Here is an 18,966-nt window from a genome sequence, read left to right on the forward strand (position 1 = left end):
GCTCTTGGCGGCGCGCGCGGCGTCCGCATAATGGGCGCCGGAACTCGACATGACGAACCCGGACTCCCAGCCCGCCGGCGACGGCGAGACGAAGCGCGAGGCGCGCCTGCGCGTGCTGACGCTGAACATCCAGGTCGGCATGCAGACCGCGCACTACGGTCACTACGTCACCGGCGCCTGGCGTCACGTGCTGCCGTCGCGCAAGGTGCTCGGCAATCTCGACCGCATCGCCGAGCTGGCCTCGCACTTCGACGTGGTCGCGCTGCAGGAAGCCGATGCCGGCAGCCTGCGCACGGCGCAGCTCAACCAGGTCGAATACCTGGCGCGCAAGGCCGGCCTCGCGCACTGGCAGGTCGCGGTCAATCGCAATCTGCGGCCGTTCGCGCAGCACTGCCTCGGCTTTCTCTCGCGCCTGCCGCTGCACGAGGTGGAACATCACGCGCTGCCGGGCCGCGTGCCGGGCCGCGGCGCGCTGGCGGCGACGGTGACGCCGCCCGGCCATGGCGCGGTGCGCGTGGTGGTCGCCCATCTCGCGCTCAGCCGCAGCTCGCGCAAGCGCCAGCTCGACTACCTGGCCGATCTCGTGCCGCGCGACCGCGATCTGATCCTGCTCGGCGATCTCAACTGCGAGCTCGCCGAGCTGCTCACGCATCCGCCGCTGGCGGCGATCGGCCTGCAGCCGGTCAGCGGCGCGCCGACCTTTCCGAGCTGGAAACCGCAGCGCCGGCTCGATCACGTGCTGGCCACGCCGGGCCTTCGCGTCGCGCACAGCCACGTCGTGCCGACGCCGCTGTCCGATCATCTCGCCGTCGCCGCCGAGCTGTTGCTGCCGCCCGCATGAATCCGCCGCGAGCCCGGAATGCCGCGGCGGCCCGGCTTGCCCGCGCGCCATGAACGCCGATCTCGCCGCGCTGTGGCACTGGCTCGACGCCGTCGACTGGACCGAGTTGCTGCTCGGCTTCTGGCTGCTGGTCGCGATCTTCGCCGCCACGCACGCGCTGCTGACCAAGCGCGACGCGCGCGCCGCCTGGGGCTGGATCGCGGTCTGCTGGCTGTTTCCGTTCGCCGGACCGGCGCTGTACTTCTTCTTCGGCATCAACCGCATCCGTACGCACGCGCGGCGCTACGCGGTGCATCGCGGCCGCGAGGTCGGCGCCGCGCACGCCCACGATGTGCGCAATCGTCCGCCCGAGCATCCGCCGCTGCCGTCCTGGCTCGAGGAGGTCGCGCGCACCGCCGACGTGCTGACGCGCCGGCCGCTGCTCGGCGGCAACGCGATCGAGCCGCTGCATAACGGCGAGCAGGCGTTTCCGCGCATGCTGGAAGCGATCGACGCCGCGCGCAGCTCGGTCTGGCTGTCGAGCTACCTGTTCGACAACGACACCGTCGGCCGCCGTTTCGCCGACGCGCTGATCGCGGCGCGGCGGCGCGGCGTCGAAGTGCGCGTGCTGCTCGACGATGTCGGCGAGCGCTACTCGCTGCCGCGCATCGGCCGTCACCTCAAGCGCGGCGGCGTGCCGTTCGCGCGCTTCAATCCGCTGAAGCTGGTGCCGCCCTCGCTGCACATCAATCTGCGCAATCACCGCAAGCTGCTGATCGTCGATCACGCGCTCGCCTACACCGGCGGCATGAACATCAGCGCGCGGCATTGCATCGCCGCGCCGCGCAACCGCCATCCGACTGTCGATCTGCACTTCGCGCTGCGCGGCCCCGTCGTGCGGCAGATGGCCGAGGTGTTCGCCGAGGACTGGGCTTTCACGACGCAGGAGCGCCTCGTCGTGCCGCCGGGCGAGGACGACGGCCTTGGTGCGCCGGTCTGCCGCGTCATCACCGACGGCCCCAACGAAGATCTCGATCAGCTCAATTTCGTCCTGCAGTCGGCGATCGGCGCGGCGCGGCGCGAGATCCTGATCATGACGCCGTACTTCCTGCCCTCGGCCGAGCTGATCGCCGCCCTGCAGGGCGCGGCGCTGCGCGGCGTGCGTACCGTGGTGCTGCTGCCGCGGCGCAACAATCTGCCCTACGTCGACTGGGCGGCGCGCCATCAGCTGCACCAGCTGCTCGAGCGCGGCGTGCGCGTGCGCTTCCAGCCGGGCCCGTTCAGCCACAGCAAGCTGTTCGTCGTCGACGGCGCGTACACCATGATCGGCAGCGCCAACTGGGATCCGCGCAGCCTGCTGCTGAACTTCGAGCTCAACGTCGAAATCTACGACGGCGGCGTCGCGCAGCGCATGGCCGAGCATTTCGCCGAACTCTGGCAGCAGGCCGACGAGCTGCTGCTGCGCGACGCCGCGCATCCGCCGTTCGGGCGGCGCCTGCGTAACGCGCTGTGCTGGCTGTTCTCGCCGTACCTCTGAGAACAGGCCGCGGCGCCGCGCGCCGTCACCAGCTCCCCTGAGCCCTCGCCCGCGAGCGGGCGGAAGGGACCGCATCCGCTGCGGCCTTGCCGTGAGCCTTCTCCGCCCCTGGGCGGCGCGGCTTGGCTGAGGCGGATGATTGCGCGGCACGGCGTGGTACCGCCGTTGTGCGGCCGGCGCGCCGCCTACAATACGCACGCAAAATTTCCGGCTGCCTGCCTGCCATGCGCATTCCCTTCCTCGACGGCTTCCTCGCGTCGATGCTGACCGCCATCGTCATCGCCCTGTTCGCGCCGCAGCTCGGCGCGAGCGGCGGCCTGCTGCATCTCGACCGGGTAACGATGGTCGGCGTCGCGCTCGTCTTCCTGCTCAGCGGCGCCGGGCTGGCGCCGGACAAGCTGAAAGCCGGCGCCGCCAACTGGCGCCTGCACCTGTTCGTGCAGCTGTTCACCTTCGCGGTGTTTCCGCTGGTCGGCCTCGCCGTCCTCGCGCTCGTCGGCCGCTGGCTGCCGCGCGAGCTGGCACTCGGCTTCTTCTACCTGTGCGCGCTGCCGTCGACGGTGTCCTCGTCGATCGCGATGACGGCGATGGCGCGCGGCAACATCGCCGGCGCGGTGTTCAACGCCACGCTGTCGAGCCTGATCGGCATGGTGCTGACGCCGCTCTACATCAGCCTCTGGCTGCAGGCCGCGAGTCAGGGCGCGCCGCTCGTCGATCAGCTGATCAAGATCGGCGAGCAGCTGCTGCTGCCGTTCATCGTCGGCCAGCTGCTGCGGCCGTGGCTCGGCGACTGGATCGCGCGCCACAAGCCCGTCACCGGCAAGGTCGACCGCGGCGTGATCGTGCTGATCGTCTTCAACTCGTTCTGCGACGCGACCGCCGCCGGCGTGTGGACGCGCTACGGCGCGACGCCGCTGCTGGCGACCGCGGCGCTGACCGGCGGCCTGCTCGCCTTCGTGCTGTGGCTGACGCACATCGTCGCCAAGCGCTTCGCGTTCAACACCGAGGACGAGATCGCCGCCGTGTTCTGCGGTTCGAAGAAGAGCCTCGCCGCCGGCGCGCCGATGGCGACGCTGATCTTCGGCTCCTCGGGCGGCGCGCTCGGCCTGATCATGCTGCCGATCATGATCTACCACCAGCTGCAGCTGATCGTCTGCTCGGTGATCGCGCGGCGCTACGCCAACAGGCCGGACGGCGCCTTGTAACGCCGTCCGGCACAGCTGCGATTCAGAATCTGAAGCGCAGCGACGCCGACCCGCTGATCGGCGCGCCGTAGTACGTGTTGTCGTATTCGTCGAGCACGTAGTACTTCTTGTCGAGCAGGTTCTCGCCGTTGAGCTGCAGCGACCACTGCGGCGTGAACTGCCAGCGCACCATCAGGCCGAGCAACGTCACGTCGCCTTGATGCAGCGTCGCGCCGCCGTCGGGAGAACCGACCTGCGTGCTGCTGTCCGATTGCCAGTCGACCCCGCCGCCCAGCGTCAGGCGCTTCAGCGCACCGCGCGGATTCCAGGTCGTGTAAAGCCGTACCAGCGTGCGCGGCACGAAAGTGCGCACTGCGTGACCATCGGCATCGTCGATCAGATAGTGCGTCCAGCCCAGCGACGCGTTCCAGCCTTGCGTCAGCTCGCCGGCCAGTTCCAGCTCGAAGCCGCGCGACACGGTGCCGTCGATCGCGCGGTTCTTTGCGGAACCATCCGGGAATTCAGCCGGCGAGCCGTCGTCGTTGTAGATCGGCGCCGCGACATTGTCCTGCAGGGTGCGGAACAGCGTCAGCGCGGTGTTGAGCTTGCCGCCGAAGTGCTCGCCCTTGATGCCGACCTCGTAGCTCTTGCCGTCGATCGGATCGAGGTAATGGCCGTTGATGTCGCGCGCGTTCTGCGGCTTGAAGATCTCGGTATAGCTGGTGAACAGCGAGAACTGCTGCATGACGTCGTAAACAAGACCGGCGTACGGGATCGTCTGCTCGTAGTCGTAGCGACTGTCGTTCAGCGTGTCATAAACAGAAAACGAATCGATCTTCCACGTCGCGTACCGCGCACCGGCAACCAGCTTCAGCGGATCGAGAATGCTGATGCGCGTGGCGAGATACAGACCGTTCTGCGTGGTCGTCAAATCGTTGGAGGTCGTGTATTCGCCGAACGTCGGCTCGGGATACGTACCGTTCCAGTGAAACATGTCGACTGGCCACGGCAGCACACCACCGTCGATCGCTTCGAGCGGGCTCGCCTTGACACTGTTGTTGGCGACGCGAGAGCCGTTGTAGCCGACCACCAGCTCGTGCTCGCGGCCGAACAGACTGAACGGGCCGCTGGCGTAGACATCGAGCGAACGCTGGATAACCTTGGCGCGATCGGCATACGCATAACCGCCGTAGCCGTTGTCCGGATCGACGGCGACCACGCCGCTGTCCGCGTCGGGAAAGCCATAGACGTAGAACAGCTGACTGCTTTGCGTGTAACGGTTCCAGCTCAGCGTCGAGCGCAACACCCAATCGCCGTCGAACTTGTAGTTCAGATCGGCGAACGCCGTTTCATAGCGGCGATTCCAGAACGACCAGTCGGCTGCCGTCGTCACCGAGGTCGGCCAGTTCGTTGGCGTGCCATCGGAGAAGTACAGCGGGAACGAGCCCCAGGTGTTTCCCTGCGGCATGCTGTTCTGGTAGTCATAGCCGACAGAGAGGCGCGCACGCTCCGTCAGATCGGCGTCGACGACGCCATAGAACACTTTCTTCTCGTTGCTGTAGACGTCCTGATACGACTCGCGGTTCTGGTATGCACCGACGACGCGCGCGCGGATACGGCCATCGTTGGTCAGCGGCACGGCGACATCGGCGTCGAGACGGCTGTCGTTCCACGAAGCCTGCGTGAACGCGAAATCCACAGCGGCATGCCGGCTGTCGGCATGCTTGCGCACCAGATTGACGGAAGCCGCCGGGCTGCCGGCGCCGGTGGTCAGGCCGGTGGCGCCGCGCACAATCTCGATGCGCTCGTAGAAGGCGAGGTCCAGCGCGTCCTCGACCGAACCCGTGTTGGAGTTCGTCGTCGCCGGCACGCCGTCGTACATCAGGTTGTCGATGGTGAAGCCGCGCGCCGTGAACAGCACGCGCTCGGTGTCGTACTGGTAGGAATAGACGCCCGGCGTGTGATCGAGCACGTCGCGCACGGTGTGCAGGTTCTGGTCGTCGAGGCGTTCGCGCGTGACGACCGTCAGCGACTGCGGCGTGTCGCGCAGGCTCAGCGGCAGGCGGGTCGCGGCGGCGCTGCTGTCGACGGTGTACGAGCGCTCGTCCCTGCCGGTGACGACGACGGTGTCGATGTCGCCGCCGCCCGTCGACGCACGGTCCGCGGCGTCTGTCGCGGCGACGGCGACGCCCTGCTGGGCGACGGCCGATACCGAGACGAACCACGTGAAAAGAAAAGCGGCATGCCAGCCGCCATGATGAATGCGCATGTGACTCCCCAGGATGATGACGCTCGCTGGGAACGCGCAAAGGCGGTGGCTGGCGGTCTACGGCGTCATTTTAGGCGAGGCCGGGGCATCTACCAAACCGTCGCGCGATGGCTGGGCGCGGCGGACATGGCAGGCTTGTCGCCCGTGGCGATGCCGCAGGGCTCCAGTCCGTGCCAGCGTTCGACCAGCCAGTCGCCGACGAAGCGCAACCGCCATTGCTTCTGGCGCGGCGGCGAGCGGCGCCGGCTCAGCGCCTGGCGCTCGTCTTCGAGCAGGCTGCCGGACAGATCGAGCGGATGCGCGCAAAGATCCATGAAGCCCATGCGCAGATCGAGCTGGCGCGCCCAGTCGCGCCAGTCGTCGGCCTTGCGCAGGCAAGCCAACTGGCGCTCGCGCAGGCGTGCCGCCGCCGCGCGGCTGATCCAGTAGGCGGCGCTGCGCAGCAGGTATCGCGAGTAGCGCCGCGGCACCGCGTACAGCGGCGGCAGGCCGGCGTGCGTCTCGCCGGCCCGCTTGCCGCGCACGCGCATCCGGCCCGGCAGGCCCTGCATGCAGCCGAGCAGCACGACGTCGAAGCGACCGGCGAACGCGCGCGTGTCGAGCCGCGCAAGCGCCGGCGAGAGGATGACGTCGTCCTCGAAGATCAGTGCGCCGGGCGCGCCGCTCTCCGCCAGGCGCCGGTACGCTTCGACGTGCGCGAGCGCGCAGCCGGTCTCGCCCGGTGCCAGCGGCCGGCGGCGATGCCGCAGCGCTTCGAGGTTGTGGGCGAAGTACTGCGTGGCCGCCATCTGCTTGCCGTCGACGCCGACGATGGCGGGCGCCTCGCCAAGCAAGGCATGCAGATGCGCCGCGAGGGTCTCGGCGGGACGCACCGAAATGACGAAGACCGGCATGATCGTTCACGGGGCTGTGGAGGGCGGCGCGATCGCCGTGCCTGCTCCCGCATGCCGCCACGATCGCGCTGCCGCATATCGTCGCGCCGCCGCGCCGCCGCGACCTGACGGATGCTCGACAGCGCACGCCAGGGCTTGTGATTGATCCGGCCACCCGGCCGCGGCCGGCTCAGCGTTCATGGTCGCCGGATCAACAAGAGGCCTTAATCGGCGCCCGACACGCGCACCAGCGTGCGGCCGGTCACGGTGCCGGCGATCAGGTCCTCGCAGGCGGCCGGAACGTCCCGGAGCGCGACCTCGCGGGTGACCAGCCGGTCGAGCGTGCGTGGCCGCCATTCGCCGGACAGCTTGTCCCAGATGTCCTCGCGCCACGCGCGCGGACACTCGACGGAATGAATGCCGAGAATCGACACGCCGCGCAGGATGAAGGGCATCACCGTGGTCGCCAGTTCGTGCGACTGCGCGAGGCCGATGCTGGCGATGTTGCCCCAGGGCTTCACGGTGCGCGTCAGCATGGCCAGCGTCTCGCCGCCGAGATTGTCGACGGCGCCGGCCCAGCGCGCCGATTCGAGCGGCTTGCTGCCGATGTCCAGTGCCTGCCGCGAGATCACCTCGTCGGCGCCGAGCCGCCTGAGGTAGTCGTCGGCCTTGCCGGCCTTGCCGGTGATGGCGTGCACGGTGAAGCCGGCGCGCTTGAACAGATCGATCGCCACCGAGCCGACGCCGCCGGTCGGGCCGGTCACGGCGATCGGCCCCATCGCGGGGGCCTGGTGATTTTCCAGCATGCGCCGCAGCGCGAAGGCGGCGGTGAAGCCGGCGGTACCGAGCGCCATGGTCTCGCGCAGGGTGAGGCCGGCCGGCTTGCGGATGATCGAATCGGCCTTCACGCGCGCCAGCTCGGCGTAACCGCCGTCATGGACCTCGCCGATGTTGCAGCCGGTGACGAGCACGGCGTCGCCGGGCTGGTAGCGCGCATCGCTGCTCGACTCGACGTGGCCGGCCAGATCGATGCCCGGCACCAGCGGAAACTTCTTGAGGATGCGGCCCTTGCCGGTGACGGCGAGCGCATCCTTGTAGTTGATGCCGCTCCAGGCGACGCGGATCACCACCTCGCCGGCCGACAGTTCATCGACCTGCAGCGAGTCGAAGCGCGCCTCCGTGCGGTTCTTCTCGGGCGAATGGACGCGCAGCGCGGTGAAAGCGGACATCGGAACTCTCCTGATTCTGGGGTCTGGCGGGGCATTGATCCGCGACATTTTCGGCAGATGCCGAAAGCGGGACAATGCCGACATCCGTCAAGGCCACTGACCGTCACCGCCATGCCCCAGTACACGCAGAACCCGCCGCTCGATATCGCCGACCTCGACGCCGATCCGCTCGCGCAGCTGCAACGCTGGCTCGACGACGCCGGCGCGGCCGGCATGATCGAGCCGACGGCGATGACCGTGGCCACCGTCGATGCGCAGGGCCGGCCTTCGGCGCGCATCGTGCTGTTCAAGGGCTTTCATGGCGAAGGGTTCGAGCGCGGCCTGACCTTCTTCACCAACTACGACAGCCGCAAGGGGCGCGACCTGGCCGCCAATCCCCATGTCGCGCTGGTGTTCTGGTGGGACAAGGTCGAGCGCTCGGTGCGCATCGAAGGCCGCGCGGCGAAGCTGCCGCGCGAGGTTTCGGAACGCTATTTCCACAGCCGTCCACACGATTCGCAGGTCGGCGCCGTGACCTCGCGGCAAAGCGCCGTGGTGCGCTCGCGCGAGGCGCTCGACCAGCGTTACGCCGAGCAGCTCGCGCACTACGAGGGCCGCGGCGTGCCGCTGCCGGAGTTCTGGGGCGGTTACCGGGTGGCGCCCGAGGCGGTCGAATTCTGGCAGGGCCGGCACGGCCGCCTGCACGATCGCCTGCGCTACCGGCGCGAGGGCGACGGCTGGCTCGTCGAACGGCTCGAGCCCTGAGATTCCTCATCCCGACCCGCTTGCCGTCGTCGGCAAGCGGGCGTCTTTTTCTCATTGCAGGAGCAGCTCCATGTCCGTCACGTTCGACTTTCGCGGCCGGCACGTCTTCGTCGCCGGCGGCACCAGCGGCATCAATCTCGGCGTCGCGCATGCCTTCGCGCGCTGCGGCGCGCGCGTGTCGGTGCTGTCGCGTTCGCAGGACAAGGTCGATGCGGCGGTCGACGCGCTGAAGCAGCACGGCGGCGACGCGATCGGCTTCGCCGCCGACGTGCGCGACTACGCCGGCACCGAGGCGGCGCTGAAGGGCGCGCAGGCCAGGTTCGGCAACATCGATGTGCTGATCTCCGGCGCCGCCGGCAACTTCCCGGCGCCGGCGCTCGGCATCTCCTCGAACGGCTTCCGCGCCGTGGTCGAGATCGACCTGCTCGGCACCTTCCACGTGCTGCGCGCGGCGCATCCGCTGTTGACCAAGCCGGGCGCCAGCATCATCAACATCTCCGCGCCGCAGGCCTTCCTCGCCATGGAAATGCAGATGCACGTCTGCGCGGCGAAGGCCGGCGTCGACATGGTGACGCGCGTCGGCGCGCTCGAATGGGCGGCGCAGGGCGTGCGCGTGAACTCCGTGGTGCCGGGCCCGATCGACGACACCGAGGGCATGGCGCGCCTGGCGCCGACGCCGGCGCTGCGCCAGGCGACGCTGGAGTCGGTGCCGATGCAGCGCTACGGCACGAAGCAGGACATCGCCAACGCCTGCCTGTGGCTGGCCAGCGAGGCGGCGAGCTACGTCAACGGCGCGGTGATTCCGGTCGACGGCGGCTGGTCGCTGGGCGGCGCGATCTCGATGGGCAGCAACATGCGCAAGCTGCTGGCGTCCGGCGCGCCCTGAGGCCGCGGGCGCCGCCGCGCTTCAGGGCGCGGCCGCGCGCACCGGGAAGTCGACTTGCAGCCGGCTGCCGTCGTCGAGCACGAAGGTCACCGGCACGGACTGGCCCGCGGCGAGCGGCTGCCTGAGGCCCATCAGCATGAGGTGATAGCCCTGCCCCGGCGTCAGCGCGACGCTGCCGTGCGCCGGCACCGCCAGCGCACCGGCTTCGCGCATCTGCATCATGCCCTTGTCTTGGCTCATCGAGTGGATCATGGCGCTGTCGGCGGCGCCGGTTTCGACGCGCACGATCTGCCGCGGCTGGTCGCCGTCGTTGCGCAAGGTGCCGTAGCCGGCGCCGACATCGACGCCGGGCGGCGTGGCGCGCAGCCAGGCGCCCTGCACGGTGACGGCGGCGAGACTCTGGCCGGCGACGGCGACACCGGCCAGCAGGGCGGTGAGGAGAAGGGACTTGCGCATGAGCGGCTCTCCTGATGCGCGGCGCGCGGCATCGACGTAGGAAGCGAAGCGGCATTCTGCCAGTCCGCGCCGCGCTCGGCACGACCGCCCGCGCAGAAAAAACCCCGCGCATGGCGGGGCTTTCGGGATGCCTGAGCGCGCCCCTCAGGAGACGATCGTGACCTTCTCGGCCTGCAGGCCTTTCTGACCCTGCGTCACCTCGAATTCGACCTTCTGTCCCTCGGTCAGCGACTTGTAGCCTTCCGCCTGGATCTGCCGGAAATGCACGAAGACATCTTCCTTGCCGGGACGCGAGATGAAGCCGAAGCCCTTGGCGCTATCGAACCACTTGACCGTCCCTGTTTCGCGAGTAGCCATCTGTTCAACCTTTCCTTGTTTCACTCTGCGACCTCGCGGTCGCACCGATGATCGACGAAGGGTGAGCTTCGCCTGCCGCGGGCAGGATGGCCTCTGCAAGATGCTCGGCGTTCGCACGACGTCGCCACAAAGGAACGACCTGCGCCCGTTCCTAATGTACCGCAATCGTCGCGCGCCACAAGCGAAGACGGTCGCCGGCCAGACTGCGCCGGCGGCAGGTGCCCGCTATCATCGGAGCCCCGCCGCTTTCAGGGAGCGACCCGTGTCTCGCCGGACCTTCATCGCCGTCATCGCCGCCATCGTCGCCGTCGCCTGCGCCACCTCGCCGACCGGCCGCCGCCAGCTGCGCCTGGTGTCCGATGCGGAGATGTCCCAGATGGGCGTCGCCGCCTTCCAGGAGATGAAGCAGAAAACGCCGGTCACCAAGGACGCCAGGGAATCGGCCTATGTGCAGTGCGTGGCGCGCGCCATCACCAACGAGATCGGCGGCAGCTGGGAAATCCAGACCTTCGATTCGAAGGAGGTCAACGCCTTCGCGCTGCCCGGCGGCAAGATCGGCGTCTACACCGGCCTGCTCGAGGTCGCCAAGACCCAGGACCAGCTCGCCGCCGTGCTCGGCCACGAGGTCAGCCACGTGCTCGCCGGCCATTCGGCATCGCGCGTATCGAACCAGATGGCGGCGCAGTTCGGTGCCGTGCTGGTCTCCGCCGGCACCGGGCTGTCACCCGATCTGGTCGGCGCCGGCGCGCAATACCTGCTGCTGCTGCCGTTCTCGCGCGGCGACGAATCGGAGGCGGACATCCTCGGCATGCAGCTGATGGCGCGCGCCGGTTTCGATCCGGCGCAGGCCATCGCGCTATGGCAGAACATGTCGAAGCAGGCCGGCCAGGCGCCGCCCGAATTCATGTCGACGCACCCGTCGAACGCAACGCGCATCAGCGATCTGCAGCGCAATCTGCCGAAGGCGCAGCCGCTCTACCAGCAGGCGCGCGCCGCCGGCAGGAAACCGAATTGCGGCGCGGCCTGACGGCCGCGCGCCGACATCCGGGTGCCGGCATAGAATGCCGGCACCATGAACCTTGCCCTGCCGCTCGTCGCCGCACTGATCGGCGCCTTCGCCGGCGCGCTGGCCGCCACGCTGCTGCGCCGCGCGCCGGACGGCGCGGCCGCCGTCAAAGCCGAACTCGAGCGCCTCGAACGCGCCCTGCGCGAAGAGGCCGCGCAGACGCGCCGCGACGCCGCCGAGCAGACGCGCGGCCAGCGCGCCGAACTTGCCGACACGCTGACCCGCTTCGGCGCGCTGCTGACCCAGCAGCACGAGCAGCTGCGCATCACCTCGGCCGAGAGGCTCGATGGCTTCGCCGCGGAACTGCGCGCGCAGAACCTCAAGCTCGCCGACACGCAGCGCCAGCTCGCCGAGGACGCGCACAAGACGCGCGCCGAGCAGGCGCAGCAGCTGGCGCGCTTCGCCGAGCAGCAGGCGCTCGCGCTCAAGCAGCTGACCGACACCCAGGCGCAGCAGGCCACCGCCCTGCGCGCCAGTGTCGACGACAACCTCAAGACCCTGCGCAAGGACAACGAGGACAAGCTCGAGCAGATGCGGCGCACGGTCGACGAGAAGCTGCACGAGACGCTGGAGAAGCGCCTCGGCGAATCGTTTAAGCAGGTCAGCGACCGTCTCGAACAGGTGCACAAGGGTCTCGGCGAGATGCAGACGCTGGCCAGCGGCGTCGGCGACCTGAAGCGCGTGCTGACCAACGTCAAGACGCGCGGCGGCTGGGGCGAGGTGCAGCTCGAGAGCATCCTCGAACAGATCTTCACCAACGAGCAGTTCGCGCGGCAGGTGACGACCAAGCCCGGCAGCCGCGAAGTCGTCGACTGCGCGATCCGCCTGCCCGGCCGCGGCGAGCACGAGGCGCCGGTGTGGCTGCCGATCGACGCCAAGTTCCCGAGCGAGGATTACGAGCGCCTGGTCGACGCCCAGGAGCGCGCCGATCTCGACGCGATCAGGATCAGCGGCGCGCAGCTCGAGCGCGCCGTGCGCCTGCAGGCGAAGTCGATCGGCGAGAAATACATCGCGCCGCCGCACACCACCGACTTCGCGGTGATGTTCCTGCCGACCGAGGGCCTCTACGCGGAAGTGATCCGCCGCCCCGGCATCGTCGATGCGCTGCAGCGCGAGCATCGCGTCGTGCTGGCCGGGCCGACGACGCTGACGGCGCTGCTCAACAGCCTGCAGATGGGCTTCCGCACGCTGGCGATCGAGCAGCGTTCGAGCGAGGTCTGGCGCGTGCTCGGCGCGGTGAAGGCCGAGTTCGGCAAGTTCGGCGACGTGCTCGACAAGGTGCACGAGAAGCTCGAGCAGGCGCAGAAGCAGCTCGCGCAGACCGGCGTGCGTTCGCGCGCGATCAGCCGCCAGCTGCGCGAGGTCGAGGTGCTGCCGGGCAACGAGGCCGAACCGCTGCTCGGCGGCAGTCCGGTCGGCGACGAGGAATCCGCGTAGTCGCCGCCGCGTCGACGAGCACGTCGTCACCGCGAGGAGCACGCCAGCATGTCGCACTTTCTCGCCGCGCTCGGTATCGCGCATCCCCTCATCCAGGCGCCGATGGCCGGCACCTCGACGCCCGCGCTCGCCGCCGCGGTCTGCAACGCCGGCGCGCTCGGCTCGATCGCCGTCGGCGCCGGCAGCGTGCCGCAGGCGCGCGAGGCGATCCGCGCGACGCGCGCCCTCACCGCGCGGCCGTTCAACGTCAACGTCTTCTGCCACCGGCCGGCGCGGGCCGACGCGGCGCGCGAAGCCGCCTGGACGCGCTACCTCGCGCCGTGGTTCGCCGAGTCCGGCGCCACGCCGCCGCCGGCGCTGCGCGAGATCTACACGAGCTTCGCGGTCGACGACGCGATGCTGGCAATGCTCGTCGCGGAGAAGCCGGCGATCGTCAGCTTCCATTTCGGCCTGCCGCCGGACGCGTTCGTGCGCGCGCTGAAGCACGCCGGCATCGTGCTGCTGGCGACGGCGACCACGCTCGACGAAGCGCGGCAGTGCGTGGCGGCCGGTGTCGACGCCGTGGTCGCGCAGGGCTACGAGGCCGGCGGCCATCGCGGCGTGTTCGATCCGGCGCACGACGCGCGCATCGGCACGCTGGCGCTGACGCGCACGCTGGCACGGCGCATCGAACGGCCGGTCATCGCCGCCGGCGGCATCATGGACGGCGCCGGCATCCGCGCGGCGCTCGCACTCGGCGCCGGTGCCGCGCAGCTCGGCACCGCCTTCGTCGCCTGTCCGGAATCGGCCGCCGACGCCGCCTATCGGGCCGCGCTGCTGGCGCCGGACGCGCGCACCGCCGTCACCGCCGCCATCTCGGGCCGCCCGGCGCGCGGACTGGTCAACCGCTTCGTCGCCGAGATCGACGGCGCGAACGCACCGGCGATTCCCGACTACCCGATCGCCTACGACGCCGGCAAGGCGCTGCACGCGGCGGCCAAGGCGCGCGGCAGCGGCGCCTTCGGCGCGCAATGGGCCGGCCAGGGCGTCGCCCTCGCGCGCGCCTTGCCGGCCGCCGATCTGGTCGCCGCCCTGATCGCGGAAATGCGCGGCTGAACCGACGGCGCGGAGCGGCGCCGGCGGCCCTTGCGTCCGGCAACCGTGTCGCGCTTCGCAAACGGTGTCTTCACCCCCTGCCCGGGTCGCTACGCCGGACCTGCGGCGCGCCTATAGTCTCTGCGCGGCATCCGCGGGATGTACGCGCGGCCATCGAGAAGGGGGAAGGCCATGGCGATGCGCTTCGACACGATTCGTTGCTGGCGGCGCGGCACGGGTGCGGCGGCGCTGCTGCTCGGTGCCTTATGCGGTCTGGCGGCCTGCGACGATGACGACGGTGCGCGGCTGGCACCGGCCGAGATCGGCGGCAGCGACGCCGGCCTGGTCGACGGCCCCGCCGCGACGGCGCGCTTCGACAATCCGGCCAACGTCGAGGTCGGCCCGGACGGCACGGTCTACGTCGCCGACTACAACAACAATGCCGTGCGCGCGATCGCCACCGACGGCGGCGTGCGCACCCTGGTGGCGCGCGACGATTTCCAGCGGCCCTTCGGCCTCGCCTACGGCAACGGCGTGCTCTACGTGGAAACCGACGGCAACGACAGCGGCATGCGTGACATCACCACCGGCACCGTGTGGCGCGTCGATCCGGCGAGCGGCGCGGCGAGCGTCGTCGCGCGCAACATCGGGCGGCCGCGCGGCCTGCTGGTGATCGACGCCAGTCGCATCGCCATCAGCGACATGGCGCATCACGTCATCGCCCTGCTCGATCCGCACAGCGGCGCGGTCACGGCCCTCGCCGGCAGCGCGGACATGCCCGGCGACGTCGACGGCAGCGGCGCGGCGGCGCGCTTCAACCGGCCGTATGGCATGGCGCTCGCCGACGACGGCGCGCTGCTGGTCGCCGACCGCGACAACAACCGCATTCGCAAGGTCACCCTGGCCGGCGTGGTCACCACCTTCGCCGGAACGGGTGCCGAGGGCCATGCCGACGGCGCGCTGGCGAGCGCCACCCTGCACAACCCGCAGGACGTCGCCGCGCACGGCGGCATCGTCTACGTCGCCGACACGCAGAATTTCCTGGTGCGACGCATCGCCGACGGCGCGATGACGACGATCGCCGGCAACGGCGAGCGCGGCTACGCGCCGGGCCAGGGCACCGACGCCGCGTTCGCCGGCCTCGAAGGCGCGTCGCTGACCGCCGACGGCAGGACCTTGTGGATCGCCGACGGCAGCGGCGGCGAGGACGACGGCTTCAATCGCGTGCGCCGCATCGCCGTGCACTGAGGCAGGCCTGCGCCGGCGCGGCGAGAACGAAGGCGGCACCACGAAAAAGGCCGGCACTGCGCTCGCCGGCCTTTGCGCACCGCGATCGCGGCGGGCTCAAAGCGCCCAGTAGACGATCAGGCCGACGAGGCCGAGATGCAGGGCCCACTTGCCGACCTTGTACGCGCGCGGCCGCTTCTTCTTCAGCTCCTTCATGGTCTTCTTGTAGCCGACCACGACGCCGCTCATCTTGTTGCCGACGCCCGACAGCTTGCTGTCGAGGTTGTCGATGTAGAACAGGCTGTTGAAGAAGCGCGCGAAATAGAAATACAGCTTCTGGATGAACCGGCTGCGCAGCGGCCGGTCGATGTCGGTCATCAGGATGATGCGCGGCACTTCGGTGTCGTTGTAGGCGGCGTGGATATAGGTTTCGTCGAAGATGATGCTGTCGCCGTCGCGCCAGGTGTACGGCTCGCCGTTGACGAGCAGGCCGCAGCGCGCGTCGTTCGGCGTCGACAGGCCCAGCGAGTAGCGCACGCTGAAGGCGAACGGATCGTGATGCTGCGTCAGCTTCTTGCCCGGCATCAGCACGGCGAACAGCGCGAGGTTCATGCCGGGCACCTGCTCGATCAGCGCCGAGGTCTTCGGCGCCAGCTGACGCGCCGACGGAATCTCGTTGTCGTAGATCTTCAGGTAGAAGCTCTTCCAGCGATTGTCCTTGTAGAAGTTGCTGCCGGGCAGGTCGCCGCGCACGGCGAGATTGCCGCTGCCGTACAGCGCCAGGGCCTCGTCGCGGATCGTCTGCCAGTTGTCCTGCAGCACTTTCAGCTGCGGGAATTCGTCGATGGCGACGCGCGGCTGCGTCGACACGCGCGACAGGAAGTACGCCGGCAGATTGAACGGCACCATGAAGGTCGAGAAGTCGGTCAGCTGCCGGCTCCAGGACAGATGCACCTTGTTGCGCAGGCGCACGAAGGCCAGCGAACCGACGTACGTCAGGAACAACACGATCAGAATCGTCACAGCTGCAAACCCCGCCCGGCTACGCCCACGAACAAAACATCATACCGGGACGGCCCGGCGAAAGCGTGCCGCCGTGACGAACGGACGCCGGCCGGCATGCGCCGTCCGCGGCCGCCGCCGGATCGCTCCGGCGGCTGCGCAAGCCGCGCGGCGAACCGGCTCAGGCGCGCAGGTCGAAACGGTCCAGGTTCATGACCTTGGTCCAGGCGGCCACGAAGTCGGCGACGAACCTGCCCTGCGCGTCGGCGCTGCCGTACACCTCGGCGAGCGCCCGCAGCACCGAGTTCGAGCCGAACACCAGATCGACCCGCGTGCCGGTCCATTTCAGCTCTCCGGTCTTGCGGTCGCGGCCCTCGAACAGCTCGGCGGCCGGCGACACCGGCTGCCAGGCCGTGCCCATGTCGAGCAGGTTGACGAAGAAGTCGTTGCTCAGCGTGTCCTTGCGGCGGGTGAAGACGCCGTGCGGCGAGCCGCCGGCGTTGGCGCCCAGCACGCGCAGGCCGCCGACCAGCACCGTCATCTGCGGCGCGCTCAGCGTGAGCAGCTGCGCCTTGTCGATGAGCAGCGTCTCGGCCGCGATCGCGAACGGGGCCTTCAGGTAATTGCGGAAGCCGTCGTAGACGGGTTCGAGCACGGCGAAGGATTCGGCGTCGGTCTGCTCCGGCGTCGCGTCCGTGCGGCCCGGCGCGAATGGCACGTCGACCTCGATGCCGGCGTTCTTCGCCGCCCGCTCGATGCCGGCGCCGCCGGCGAGCACGATGAGATCGGCGAGCGAAATGCGCTTGCCGCCGCCCGCCGTCCGGTTGAATTCGGCCTGGACGCCTTCGAGCGTCTTCAGCACCCGGGCCAGCCGCGCCGGCTGGTTGACGGCCCAGTCCTTCTGCGGCGCGAGGCGGACGCGCGCGCCGTTGGCGCCGCCGCGCTTGTCGCCGCCACGGAAGGTCGAGGCCGAGGCCCAGGCCGTCGACACCAGCTCGGCGATCGTCAGGTCCGCGGCGAGCACCTTCGCCTTGAGGGCGGCAATGTCCTGCGCATCGACCAGCGCGTGGTCGACCGCCGGCACGGGGTCCTGCCAGATGAAGGCTTGCGCCGGCACTTCCGGGCCGAGATAGCGGGCGCGCGGCCCCATATCGCGGTGCGTCAGCTTGAACCAGGCCTTGGCGAAGGCGTCGGCGAACTGCTCGGGATGCGCGAGGAAGCGGCGCGAGATCTGCTCGTAGGCCGGATCGAAGCGCAGCGAGAGGTCGGTGGTCAGCATCGTCGGCACGCGCTTCCTCGACGGATCGTGCGCGTCGGGGATGATCGCGGGCGCGCCCTTGGCGACCCACTGGTGCGCGCCGGCCGGGCTCTTGCTCAGCTCCCACTCGAAGCCGAACAGGTTCTCGAAGAAGTTGTTGCCCCACTTGGTCGGCGTCGTCGTCCAGGTCACCTCGAGACCGCTGGTGATCGTATCGCCGGCGCTGCCGCTGCCGAAGCGGCTCGCCCAGCCGAGGCCCTGCGCTTCGAGGCCCGCCGCTTCCGGCTCGGCACCGACGTGCTCGGCGCCGGCGGCACCGTGCGTCTTGCCGAAGGTGTGGCCGCCGGCGATCAGCGCCACGGTTTCCTCGTCGTTCATGGCCATGCGCGCGAAGGTCTCGCGGATGTCCTTGGCCGCGGCGAGCGGATCGGGGTTGCCGTTCGGGCCTTCCGGGTTCACGTAGATCAGGCCCATCTGCACGGCGGCGAGCGGCGTCTCCAGCTCGCGGTCACCGCTGTAGCGCTGGTCGCCCAGCCACGCGGCTTCCTTGCCCCAGTAGACGTCCAGGTCCGGCTCCCAGCTGTCTTCGCGGCCGGCGCCGAAGCCGAGGGTCTCGAAACCCATCGATTCCAGCGCGACGTTGCCGGCGAGGATCAGCAGGTCCGCCCAGGAAATCTGCTGGCCGTACTTCTGCTTGATCGGCCACAGCAGGCGGCGCGACTTGTCGATGTTGACATTGTCCGGCCAGCTGTTGAGCGGCGCGAAGCGCTGCTGGCCGCGACCGCCGCCGCCCCGTCCGTCGGCGGTGCGGTAGGTGCCGGCGCTGTGCCAGGCCATGCGGATGAACTGCGGGCCGTAGTGGCCGAAATCGGCCGGCCACCAGTCCTGCGAGTCGGTCATCAGCGCGCGCAGGTCGGCCTTCAGCGCCGCATAGTCGAGGCCCTTGAACGCCGCGGCGTAGTCGAAGCGCTCACCGAGCGGATTCGAGCGGCTGGAGTGCTGGTTGAGCAGATCGACGCGCAGCTGCTTCGGCCACCAGTCCTGGTTGGACGTGCCGCCGGCGCGCGCGTGACCGAACGGACATTTCGTTTCTGTAGACATTGAGATGCTCCCTTTGACTCGTGGTGTTCGAAGCCGTGATTCGCGCCACCGCTCGAATCACGGCCGGTTGAAGTGCCCGGCCCGGCCGTCGCCGACGGCGCGCTCAGTGCGCGGCGCCGTAGGCCGCGGCGGCGGCGCGCAGGCCCGGCGCGGCGGCGATGTCACAAAGCGCGACGGCCGCCAAGGCGACGACGAGCGGCGCCGTGAAGCGCCGCACGCCGTGCGGGCGGCTGGCCGCAACGCTGGCGGTGATCGATTGCAGGCTCATGATCGTGGTCTCGTGGTGAAGATGCCGCCACCTTACGCGCACCTCTTTGATTATTGAAATTGATTGTTTATTGCGAGTCGATAGCAATTTACATTGCTTCGCGGCAGCGGCGCGAAACCGCCAAGTTGGCGAATCCGCAACGATCCCCGACAATTGCGCGCTCTTTTCCCGCCGTCGCC

At 69.6% G+C, this 18,966-nt stretch carries 17 protein-coding genes; 9 read left to right on the forward strand and 8 right to left on the reverse strand.

The features are described from left to right. The first annotated feature begins 49 nt into the window (after positions 1-49). The 3 genes from K344_RS0112390 to K344_RS0112400 all read left to right on the forward strand — a co-directional run bounded on the left by K344_RS0112390 (position 50) and on the right by K344_RS0112400 (position 3,562). Positions 50-841, forward strand: coding sequence for an endonuclease/exonuclease/phosphatase family protein (locus K344_RS0112390; protein WP_028080930.1), 792 nt, complete (start codon positions 50-52; stop codon positions 839-841). Between the two features lie 49 nt (positions 842-890). Then, on the forward strand, positions 891-2,357 hold the full coding sequence (locus K344_RS0112395; RefSeq protein ID WP_084197381.1) for a phospholipase D-like domain-containing protein: 1,467 nt from the start codon (positions 891-893) through the stop codon (positions 2,355-2,357). Between the two features lie 224 nt (positions 2,358-2,581). Then, complete coding sequence (locus K344_RS0112400) at positions 2,582-3,562, forward strand: bile acid:sodium symporter family protein (protein ID WP_028080932.1); 981 nt, start codon at positions 2,582-2,584, stop codon at positions 3,560-3,562. A 22-nt stretch (positions 3,563-3,584) separates the two neighbouring features. Here the strand turns inward: K344_RS0112400 and K344_RS21515 are convergent, their stop codons facing one another. From K344_RS21515 to K344_RS0112415, 3 genes are all read right to left on the reverse strand, one after another. After that, positions 3,585-5,810 (reverse strand): TonB-dependent siderophore receptor, encoded by a 2,226-nt coding sequence (locus tag K344_RS21515; protein ID WP_051362189.1) that lies wholly within the window; start codon positions 5,808-5,810, stop codon positions 3,585-3,587. An 89-nt stretch (positions 5,811-5,899) separates the two neighbouring features. Beyond that, entirely contained in the window at positions 5,900-6,703 is an 804-nt protein-coding gene (locus K344_RS0112410; RefSeq protein ID WP_028080933.1) for a glycosyltransferase family 25 protein, read from the reverse strand. Positions 6,704-6,906: 203 nt separating this feature from the next. Continuing rightward, positions 6,907-7,911, reverse strand: a complete 1,005-nt coding sequence (locus K344_RS0112415; RefSeq protein WP_028080934.1) for a YhdH/YhfP family quinone oxidoreductase — start codon at positions 7,909-7,911, stop codon at positions 6,907-6,909. Between the two features lie 111 nt (positions 7,912-8,022). Between K344_RS0112415 and pdxH the strand changes: the two genes are divergently transcribed. Beyond that, entirely contained in the window at positions 8,023-8,655 is a 633-nt protein-coding gene (pdxH, locus tag K344_RS0112420; RefSeq protein ID WP_028080935.1) for a pyridoxamine 5'-phosphate oxidase, read from the forward strand. A 70-nt stretch (positions 8,656-8,725) separates the two neighbouring features. Continuing rightward, entirely contained in the window at positions 8,726-9,541 is an 816-nt protein-coding gene (locus K344_RS0112425; RefSeq protein WP_028080936.1) for an SDR family oxidoreductase, read from the forward strand. A gap of 21 nt (positions 9,542-9,562) precedes the next feature. Here K344_RS0112425 and K344_RS0112430 read toward each other — a convergent pair whose 3' ends face one another. Together K344_RS0112430 and K344_RS0112435 are read right to left on the reverse strand one after the other, a co-directional pair. After that, positions 9,563-9,997 carry a copper chaperone PCu(A)C gene (locus tag K344_RS0112430; protein ID WP_028080937.1) on the reverse strand — a complete coding sequence of 145 codons (435 nt, stop codon included), beginning with the start codon at positions 9,995-9,997 and terminating at the stop codon, positions 9,563-9,565. Positions 9,998-10,141: 144 nt separating this feature from the next. Beyond that, positions 10,142-10,354: a cold-shock protein gene (locus K344_RS0112435; RefSeq protein WP_028080938.1), complete on the reverse strand. Its 213-nt coding sequence runs from the start codon at positions 10,352-10,354 to the stop codon at positions 10,142-10,144. Positions 10,355-10,616: 262 nt separating this feature from the next. On the opposite strand from K344_RS0112435, the gene K344_RS0112440 reads away from it, so the two are divergent. The 4 genes from K344_RS0112440 (at position 10,617) to K344_RS21525 (ending at position 15,179) form a co-directional block, all read left to right on the forward strand. Then, entirely contained in the window at positions 10,617-11,381 is a 765-nt protein-coding gene (locus tag K344_RS0112440) for a M48 family metallopeptidase (RefSeq protein WP_028080939.1), read from the forward strand. A 45-nt stretch (positions 11,382-11,426) separates the two neighbouring features. Next, entirely contained in the window at positions 11,427-12,857 is a 1,431-nt protein-coding gene (locus K344_RS0112445) for a DNA recombination protein RmuC (RefSeq protein ID WP_028080940.1), read from the forward strand. A 48-nt stretch (positions 12,858-12,905) separates the two neighbouring features. After that, positions 12,906-13,952, forward strand: coding sequence for an NAD(P)H-dependent flavin oxidoreductase (locus K344_RS0112450; RefSeq protein WP_028080941.1), 1,047 nt, complete (start codon positions 12,906-12,908; stop codon positions 13,950-13,952). 171 nt (positions 13,953-14,123) lie between these two features. Further along, complete coding sequence (locus tag K344_RS21525; protein WP_028080942.1) at positions 14,124-15,179, forward strand: NHL repeat-containing protein; 1,056 nt, start codon at positions 14,124-14,126, stop codon at positions 15,177-15,179. A gap of 96 nt (positions 15,180-15,275) precedes the next feature. Here K344_RS21525 and K344_RS0112460 read toward each other — a convergent pair whose 3' ends face one another. The 3 genes from K344_RS0112460 to K344_RS24075 all read right to left on the reverse strand — a co-directional run bounded on the left by K344_RS0112460 (position 15,276) and on the right by K344_RS24075 (position 18,787). Continuing rightward, entirely contained in the window at positions 15,276-16,163 is an 888-nt protein-coding gene (locus tag K344_RS0112460; RefSeq protein ID WP_084197474.1) for an aspartyl/asparaginyl beta-hydroxylase domain-containing protein, read from the reverse strand. A gap of 178 nt (positions 16,164-16,341) precedes the next feature. Then, positions 16,342-18,519 carry a catalase/peroxidase HPI gene (katG, locus tag K344_RS0112465; protein ID WP_028080944.1) on the reverse strand — a complete coding sequence of 726 codons (2,178 nt, stop codon included), beginning with the start codon at positions 18,517-18,519 and terminating at the stop codon, positions 16,342-16,344. 103 nt (positions 18,520-18,622) lie between these two features. Further along, positions 18,623-18,787 (reverse strand): hypothetical protein, encoded by a 165-nt coding sequence (locus K344_RS24075; RefSeq protein WP_157622911.1) that lies wholly within the window; start codon positions 18,785-18,787, stop codon positions 18,623-18,625. Positions 18,788-18,966 lie beyond the last annotated feature (179 nt).

Source organism: Solimonas soli DSM 21787 (assembly GCF_000474945.1).
GTDB lineage: Bacteria > Pseudomonadota > Gammaproteobacteria > Nevskiales > Nevskiaceae > Solimonas > Solimonas soli.

Coding starts and splice junctions, on each gene's coding strand:
- K344_RS0112395 (WP_084197381.1), top strand. CDS start 891: ATGAACGCCGATCTCGCCGCGCTGTGGCACTGGCTCGACGCCGTCGAC.
- K344_RS0112445 (WP_028080940.1), top strand. CDS start 11,427: ATGAACCTTGCCCTGCCGCTCGTCGCCGCACTGATCGGCGCCTTCGCC.
- katG (WP_028080944.1), bottom strand. CDS start 18,519: ATGTCTACAGAAACGAAATGTCCGTTCGGTCACGCGCGCGCCGGCGGC.
- K344_RS0112410 (WP_028080933.1), bottom strand. CDS start 6,703: ATGCCGGTCTTCGTCATTTCGGTGCGTCCCGCCGAGACCCTCGCGGCG.
- K344_RS0112435 (WP_028080938.1), bottom strand. CDS start 10,354: ATGGCTACTCGCGAAACAGGGACGGTCAAGTGGTTCGATAGCGCCAAG.
- K344_RS0112415 (WP_028080934.1), bottom strand. CDS start 7,911: ATGTCCGCTTTCACCGCGCTGCGCGTCCATTCGCCCGAGAAGAACCGC.
- K344_RS0112390 (WP_028080930.1), top strand. CDS start 50: ATGACGAACCCGGACTCCCAGCCCGCCGGCGACGGCGAGACGAAGCGC.
- K344_RS0112430 (WP_028080937.1), bottom strand. CDS start 9,997: ATGCGCAAGTCCCTTCTCCTCACCGCCCTGCTGGCCGGTGTCGCCGTC.
- K344_RS0112425 (WP_028080936.1), top strand. CDS start 8,726: ATGTCCGTCACGTTCGACTTTCGCGGCCGGCACGTCTTCGTCGCCGGC.
- K344_RS21515 (WP_051362189.1), bottom strand. CDS start 5,810: ATGCGCATTCATCATGGCGGCTGGCATGCCGCTTTTCTTTTCACGTGG.
- pdxH (WP_028080935.1), top strand. CDS start 8,023: ATGCCCCAGTACACGCAGAACCCGCCGCTCGATATCGCCGACCTCGAC.
- K344_RS24075 (WP_157622911.1), bottom strand. CDS start 18,787: ATGAGCCTGCAATCGATCACCGCCAGCGTTGCGGCCAGCCGCCCGCAC.
- K344_RS21525 (WP_028080942.1), top strand. CDS start 14,124: ATGGCGATGCGCTTCGACACGATTCGTTGCTGGCGGCGCGGCACGGGT.
- K344_RS0112450 (WP_028080941.1), top strand. CDS start 12,906: ATGTCGCACTTTCTCGCCGCGCTCGGTATCGCGCATCCCCTCATCCAG.
- K344_RS0112400 (WP_028080932.1), top strand. CDS start 2,582: ATGCGCATTCCCTTCCTCGACGGCTTCCTCGCGTCGATGCTGACCGCC.